The sequence below is a fragment of the Microbacterium enclense genome, assembly GCF_004022425.1.
GTDB lineage: Bacteria > Actinomycetota > Actinomycetes > Actinomycetales > Microbacteriaceae > Microbacterium > Microbacterium enclense_A.
In genome coordinates this window covers 1-6,697 of the sequence record NZ_RBZY01000094.1, presented here as the reverse complement: position 1 = coordinate 6,697, position 6,697 = coordinate 1, and the positions used below count along the sequence as shown (strand labels likewise).

The 6,697-nt window shown below is 66.6% G+C and carries 9 protein-coding genes; 6 read left to right on the top strand and 3 right to left on the bottom strand.

What is annotated here, in order from left to right; genetic code table 11:
* The 6 genes from D8Y23_RS15815 to D8Y23_RS15790 all read left to right on the top strand — a co-directional run.
* The coding region (locus D8Y23_RS15815) for a hypothetical protein (protein ID WP_164878280.1) at positions 1-239 on the top strand (239 nt) is incomplete at its 5' end.
* Entirely contained in the window at positions 236-2,386 is a 2,151-nt protein-coding gene (locus D8Y23_RS15810) for a heavy metal translocating P-type ATPase (protein ID WP_406600923.1), read from the top strand. The genes D8Y23_RS15815 and D8Y23_RS15810, both read left to right, overlap by 4 nt.
* Positions 2,387-2,479: 93 nt before the next feature.
* Entirely contained in the window at positions 2,480-2,884 is a 405-nt protein-coding gene (locus D8Y23_RS15805) for a four-helix bundle copper-binding protein (protein ID WP_108320501.1), read from the top strand.
* A 108-nt stretch (positions 2,885-2,992) separates the two neighbouring features.
* Positions 2,993-3,445, top strand: a complete 453-nt coding sequence (locus tag D8Y23_RS15800) for a DUF6153 family protein (protein ID WP_164878282.1) — start codon at positions 2,993-2,995, stop codon at positions 3,443-3,445.
* An 88-nt stretch (positions 3,446-3,533) separates the two neighbouring features.
* Positions 3,534-4,139, top strand: coding sequence for a DUF305 domain-containing protein (locus D8Y23_RS15795; protein ID WP_108320503.1), 606 nt, complete (start codon positions 3,534-3,536; stop codon positions 4,137-4,139).
* 64 nt (positions 4,140-4,203) lie between these two features.
* The gene (locus D8Y23_RS15790; protein ID WP_240663930.1) at positions 4,204-5,076 is read left to right on the top strand and encodes a F510_1955 family glycosylhydrolase; all 873 of its coding nucleotides are present in this window, start codon (positions 4,204-4,206) and stop codon (positions 5,074-5,076) included.
* A gap of 81 nt (positions 5,077-5,157) precedes the next feature.
* Here D8Y23_RS15790 and D8Y23_RS15785 read toward each other — a convergent pair whose 3' ends face one another.
* The 3 genes from D8Y23_RS15785 to D8Y23_RS15775 all read right to left on the bottom strand — a co-directional run.
* Entirely contained in the window at positions 5,158-5,685 is a 528-nt protein-coding gene (locus D8Y23_RS15785) for a signal peptidase II (RefSeq protein ID WP_164878281.1), read from the bottom strand.
* Positions 5,682-6,293, bottom strand: coding sequence for a cadmium resistance transporter (locus D8Y23_RS15780; RefSeq protein WP_108320784.1), 612 nt, complete (start codon positions 6,291-6,293; stop codon positions 5,682-5,684). Before D8Y23_RS15780 ends, D8Y23_RS15785 begins: the two co-directional genes overlap by 4 nt.
* The coding region (locus D8Y23_RS15775) for a metalloregulator ArsR/SmtB family transcription factor (RefSeq protein WP_342672126.1) at positions 6,290-6,697 on the bottom strand (408 nt) is incomplete at its 5' end. The genes D8Y23_RS15775 and D8Y23_RS15780, both read right to left, overlap by 4 nt.

The window sequence follows — 6,697 nt, the reverse complement described above, 5'->3', positions numbered from 1 at the left end:
TGTTCTGGGCCTTCGCCTACAACGTCGCCGCCATCCCGATCGCCATGGCCGGGCTGCTGAACCCGCTCGTCGCCGCGGCGGCCATGGCGCTGTCGTCGGTGTTCGTCGTGACCAACAGCCTCCGGCTGCGCCGGTTCCGCCCCGAGCCGGCACCCGTGCACATCGCCCGCACTCCCATGCCCCAACCGAACCTGAATCGTGCGCCGTGGCGGCGCACCCAGCGAAGGAGGCTCCCATGAGCCAGCACGAACATCACAACCACTCGGCCCGCACGAACCACCAGGGCCACAACGCTCCGGCGGCAACGGCAGTACACGACCACGTAGCGATGGGCCACCCGCACGGCACGGATGATCGGGCACCTGCGGCGGGGCACGCCGGGCACGGTCACGCCGACCACGGCGGTCACGCCGGTCACGGTGATCACGTCGCCCGGTTCCGGCGGCTGTTCTGGATCATGCTGGTTCTCGCGGTGCCGGTCGTGGCTTTCTCCAGCATGTTCTCGATGCTGATCGGCTACCCGCTGCCGGACGCGGCGTGGGTGGGATGGGTGTCCCCGATTCTCGGGACCGTCATGTATGTCTGGGGTGGCGCCCCGTTCCTTACCGGCGCCGTCAGCGAGCTGCGCGCCCGCAAGCCCGGCATGATGCTTCTCATTGCCCTCGCGATCACCGTCGCGTTCCTCGCGTCCTGGGGGGCAAGCCTCGGGCTGTTGCACCACGAGTTGGACTTCTGGTGGGAGCTGGCGCTGCTGGTCGTAATCATGCTTCTCGGGCACTGGATCGAGATGCGATCCCTCGCCCAGACCACCTCCGCCCTCGACTCCCTCGCCGCGCTCCTGCCCGACGAGGCCGAGAAGGTGGACGGGGAAACCACCGTCACCGTCGCCCCCGCTGAGCTGCAGGTCGGTGACGTGGTTGTGGTCCGCCCCGGTGGGCGGGTTCCCGCGGACGGGCGGATCGTGCAGGGCTCGGCCAGCATGGACGAGTCGATGATCACCGGAGAATCCCGCCCCGTTCGCCGCGGCGACGGCGATCAGGTCGTCGCCGGCACGGTCGCCACCGACTCCGGAGTTCGCGTAGAAATCACCGCGGTCGGGCAGGACACCGCCCTCGCGGGCATCCAAAAGCTCGTCACTGAGGCTCAAAACTCCTCCTCTCGCGCGCAGCGGCTCGCGGACCGTGCTGCGGGGTGGCTGTTCTGGTTCGCGCTCGGCGCGGCCGCGGTCACCGCCTTGGTGTGGTCCCTGGTGGGATTCCCCGACGAAGCGGTCATCCGCACCATCACCGTTCTGGTCATCGCCTGCCCGCACGCCTTGGGACTGGCGATCCCGCTCGTCGTGTCGATCGCCACGGAGCGTGCCGCGCGCGGCGGTGTTCTGATCAAGGACCGTCTCGCGCTGGAAAGCATGCGCACCGTCGACACGGTGCTGTTCGACAAGACCGGCACACTCACCAAGGGAACGCCGGCCGTCACCGCGATCGACCCTGCCGAAGGGGTCGATGCAGACGAACTGCTGGCCTTGGCCGCCGCCGCCGAGGCGGACTCTGAACACCCCCTTGCTCGGGCGATCGTGAACGCCGCGAAAGAGAAGCAGCTCACCGTCCCCTCCTCCAACGACTTTGAATCGTCCCCGGCCGTCGGTGTCCGCGCGCAGGTCACCGGGCGCACCGTCCAGGTCGGCGGCCCCTACATGCTCGAGCAGGAGAAGGCCGCTGAGCGGTCGATCGCGAACGAGTGGCGCAACGAGGGTGCGATCATCCTCCACGTCCTCATCGACGGGCAGGTGGCAGGAGCGCTGCGCCTGGCGGACGAGATCCGCCCTGAATCGCGCGCCGCGGTCGACGCGCTGCACCAGCGGGGCGTGCAGGTGGTCATGATCACCGGAGACGCCGAAGCGGTTGCCGCATCCGTCGCCGCCGACCTCGGCATCGACCGCTTCTTCGCCGGGGTCCGCCCCGAAGACAAAGCATCCAAGGTCAAGCAGCTTCAGAACGAATCCCGCAAGGTCGCCATGGTTGGTGACGGGGTGAACGACGCACCCGCCCTCGCGCAAGCCGATGTCGGTATCGCCATCGGCGCGGGCACCGATGTCGCCATCGCGTCCGCCGGGGTCATCCTCGCCAGCGACGACCCCCGCTCCGTGCTGTCCGTGATCGACCTGTCGCGGGCCAGCTATCGGAAGATGAAGCAGAACCTGTGGTGGGCCGCCGGATACAACCTCATCTCCGTCCCCCTCGCCGCCGGAGTGCTCGCCCCTATCGGGTTCGTCCTCCCCATGTCCGTCGGAGCGATCCTGATGTCGCTGTCCACGATCGTCGTCGCGCTCAACGCGCAACTCCTGCGTCGGCTCGACCTCAGCCCGCAAGCCGTCGCCGCGAAGTAGTTTCCCCGCGCCCGCAACCCCCCGAATCGTCCCCGTCGCCCGCTCGTATCGTGGCAGGCGCCGGGGACGGTCCCCGGGAAAGGACCAGCGAACATGACTGCTATCGATCAGATGCTCACTACTCACCCCAAGGCCGCGTCCATTGAGGCCGCGGACGTACTCGCCCGCTGCATTGAGGCCTGCATCGAATGCGCGCAGACCTGCACCGCGTGTGCCGACGCGTGCCTGTCAGAAGACATGGTGGCCGAGCTGGTGACGTGCATCACCAAAAACGCCAACTGCGCCGACATCTGCACCGCGACCGGTGCGGTGCTTTCTCGACAGACGACGGTGGACGTCGAGGTGGTTCGCGCTGTTGTGGAGGCATGCCGCACCGCGTGCGCCGCGTGCGCGCAGGAATGCGAGCAGCACGCCGACATGCACGAGCACTGCCGGGTCTGCGCAGAGGCATGCCGCCGCTGCGAGCAGGCGTGCAACGACCTCCTCGCGGCGTTGTAACCCACCAGTTCCCGTCACCCACTCGCGGGCAAAGCGCGCGTTGGCCGTCAAGCGGCCCACCCGCCCTCGCCGGCGAAAGTTAGCCTAGAAACCGACCAGGAGGTGAAGATGTCGCTGATTACCCTCGCGCAGCATGTGCGTGGCCAGCGTGCATTCACCCGCACCCTGCTGATGGTGATCGCTGTAACCGGCGCCGTCATCGTGGGGCTCCTGGCAATGCACTCCCTCAACACCCACACCACCGCCTCCGGACATGGCGACACGGTGGCTGTCGCGGGAGAGGTATCGACCCATCACGATGCGGCGCCCCTCTCCGCCCAGCTGAACACGACCGCCGCCCACGACGACGGCTGCGGCGACTGTGGCGACGATCACGCCATGGCCTGGATGGCGTGCGTGTTGGCGCTGCTTGTCAGCGTGCTCGTGCTCGCACGTCACCGTATCGGGTGGCGCATTACCGTCCGAGACGACGTACTCCGCGCGGTACAGGCCCGGTGGCCCGCGCCCGCACAGATTGTCCCGCCACCTTCCCTCACGGTTCTCTGCATCAGTCGCACGTGATGACGCGTACGCCCGCCTTCCGCGCGGGCAACGCATCTTCCCGCACGACAACCGTCGTGCCTCATCACCGACCGATGGAGAACACACCATGAAGACCCGCGCCGCGGCGACCGCCGCGTTCACTCTCGCCGCCCTGCTCACTCTCGCCGGATGCTCCGGCGGGACCACCTCGGGCGGCAGCATGCCCGGAATGGACCACGGCAGCAGCAGCAGTGCTAGCCCCGCGCAGTCAGCGGACGCCAACGAGGCGGACGTCATGTTCGCCAGCATGATGATCGAGCACCACACTCAAGCGATCGAGATGTCCGACACGCTCCTGTCGAAAGACGGCATCGACGAGCGCGTCACCGCCCTGGCGGAGCAGATCAAGGCCGCTCAAGAACCTGAAATTGCGACCATGGAAGGGTGGCTCGAGGACTGGGGAGCCACCTCCTCCGACATGGGCGGCATGGACCACAGCGGCGGCGGCATGATGAGCGAGGACGACATGCAGGCCCTCGAGCAGGCCACCGGCACGGACGCCGCCCGACTGTTCCTTCAGCAGATGATCGAACACCACCGCGGCGCGATCGAGATGGCCCAGGAAGAGGCCAGCAACGGCCAGAACAGCGACGCCGTCGCCCTGGCCAACCAGATCGTCGAATCGCAGACGTCCGAAATCGCGACCATGGAGGAGCTTCTGGCAACTCTCTGATCACCCGGGTGGGGCGCGGAAAACCACCGCGCCCCACCACCCGATCAGACGAAACGCACCCCCAATGCAGCACCACCACACCAACCTCACCGCGCCGGGCTCCCGCACCCGCGCCTTGTCCTTGGCCACCCTCGTCCCCATGGTCGCGCTCGCTCTCGCAGGCTGCGCCGGTTCACCGTCCCTCACCGGTGACGACCACCCTGAGCAGCCGCTCACACACGTGCACGGCATCGTTGATGACCCCGCCACCGATGGGTTCCTTATCGGAACCCACGAGGGCATCTTCACCGTCACCCGTGACGGTGAGCTGGGCGCCCGCCTGGCGAAGACGGACTTCGACGCGATGGGCCTGACCGTCCTTGACGACACACTCGTGGCATCTGGCCACCCCGGTCGGACCACCCCGCCCGAGCTGGGAGCCCCCAACCTGGGCATCATCCGAAGCTCCGACAACGGGCAGAGCTGGCAACCCACCGCATTCACAGGCGAGAAAGACCTTCACGCCCTCGCCGCGGACCCCCGCGGAACGCTCTACGGCGTCGCCACCGACGCCAATGAAATGCTCACCAGCACAGACGGCGGTGTCTCCTGGCAGCCCACCGGGGCACCCGTCTACGCCATGTCGCTCGCCGTTGACGCAGCAGGGCGAGTGATGGCCTCCACCGCGGATGGTCTGCTGGTCAGCACCGACCGGGCTGCCACATTTCAGGCGTGGCCGGATGCTCCCCTTCTTGCCGGGCTCAGCGCCTCCCCGGACCACAACCGCGTGGTCGGTATCGGCACCCAGGGACGGATCTGGGCCACAACCGCGGGAGCGCAGAACTGGTTCGAAGTCGGAACGATCCACGGCACCGCCCAAGCCGTCACCATCACCAACAACGGCGACATCCTCGTCGTCGATGACAGCGGCCTGAGCCTCATCCCCTACCAGCAGTAACGCGCATCGCGGCGGGCACCGCCCTCCGCCACCCGCGAAGGGCCCGCACGAATACCCGTGCGGGCCCTCCTCGTTCCCAGATCAGCCGCGGTGCTGGGAACCGTCACCGGTGCTCCCGCTGATGGGAGCGTGGTCTCGACGGAGCAGATACAAGGCTGCCCACCCGAGCAGGCCGAGCGTTGTGAAGATGTCAGCCACGTTGAAGATGGCGAACCAGTCGACAGCGATGAAGTCGACCACCTCTCCGCTGAGCGGTCCGGTTTCAGCGCGTGTGGTGCGGTCCCACAGGTTGCCGATCGCGCCGCCGAGGGCGGCAGCCAGCAGCGCAGTAGCGCCCATGCTCTGCCTCCGCAGCACTCGGATGACGATCCACGTGAGCAGCGCGGCGACAAGGACCATAACGCCGACGACAAGCGGCGCTCCCACATCGCCGCCGAGACCGAATGCGACCCCAGGGTTGAACACGAGGCGCAGGGATACGCCCAGCCCAAGGTCGATATCACGGCCTCCGTCGAGGTAGGACAGGGCCCACGCTTTGGTGAGTTGGTCGACCGTGAAGGCGGCAACTACGGCAGCAGCGGCAGCGAGGAGGCGTGTGAACCTGCTCACGACAGGACTTCGATGAGACGAACGATCACGCCGGACTCGACCAGGATGTACAGACCCAACCCGATGAACACGGCCGGCACGAGCCAGTGCTCGATCTTCTCAAGAGCCTCTGTGACAGCCTTGCTGGTACCCACGAAGCGGGCGATAAGACACCACACGGCAACGAGTACCAAGAACACGATGATGGTAACGATGGTGTCCGGAACCGGGTTGGTGCGGAAGACAGGTGTGTACAGCGAGATGTTGTCGGCACCGTTCGCGATGGTAATGCCGGCAACTCCGAGCAGGCCCCCGGCGCTGATGGAGCTTTCGTCGTCGTCGTCATCGTCGCCGCGATGTCGGAGCGTACGAATCAGCCCGTACACACCGATCGCAAGTGGGACCAGGCCCAGCAGCCCGACCCATTCATCCGGAACGATGGTGAGGCCTGCGGCGGCGAGGCTGCTGATTGCGACCAGAGCGATGAAGCCGAGGTACTGTCCGGCCACGACCTTCCATCCCGGGAGGGCTCCGCGTGCGGACGCGAGAAACAGAACGGTGAGGACGACGATGTCGTCGATGTTCGTCGCCGCGAACAGGCCGATGGCGGCCACGATGGTTCCGATCATCGGGCGTCGCTCCCGTACGTCTTGCACAGATCGACCTTGAAACCCGTCGCGGCGAGGAGTCGCTCGGCCGCTTCGAGAACATCGATCACCTCGGGAGTGGAGACAGAGTAAAAGTTCTGTCGGCCCTCACTGCGGGCAACAACGAGTCCGCATTCGCGGAGGCATCCAACGTGCTCTGACACGGTTGACTGCGCCAAGCCGAGTTCGTCGGTGAGGTCCCTCACCCGCGCTTCACCAACGGACAGCCGACGCAGGATCGTCAGGCGACTGTGATCGGCAAGAGAGTGGAACAGAGATACAGCAGCTGCGAGCTCTTGTGTCATCGGCATGTGACGATCATATCGGTAACTGCCGATTAATAAGTGGTGCGAAACCGATCGGTTTCGCACCACCCACGGGGCAAT

Coding starts and splice junctions, on each gene's coding strand:
- D8Y23_RS15810 (WP_406600923.1), top strand. CDS start 236: ATGAGCCAGCACGAACATCACAACCACTCGGCCCGCACGAACCACCAG.
- D8Y23_RS15805 (WP_108320501.1), top strand. CDS start 2,480: ATGACTGCTATCGATCAGATGCTCACTACTCACCCCAAGGCCGCGTCC.
- D8Y23_RS15800 (WP_164878282.1), top strand. CDS start 2,993: ATGTCGCTGATTACCCTCGCGCAGCATGTGCGTGGCCAGCGTGCATTC.
- D8Y23_RS15795 (WP_108320503.1), top strand. CDS start 3,534: ATGAAGACCCGCGCCGCGGCGACCGCCGCGTTCACTCTCGCCGCCCTG.
- D8Y23_RS15790 (WP_240663930.1), top strand. CDS start 4,204: ATGCAGCACCACCACACCAACCTCACCGCGCCGGGCTCCCGCACCCGC.
- D8Y23_RS15780 (WP_108320784.1), bottom strand. CDS start 6,293: ATGATCGGAACCATCGTGGCCGCCATCGGCCTGTTCGCGGCGACGAAC.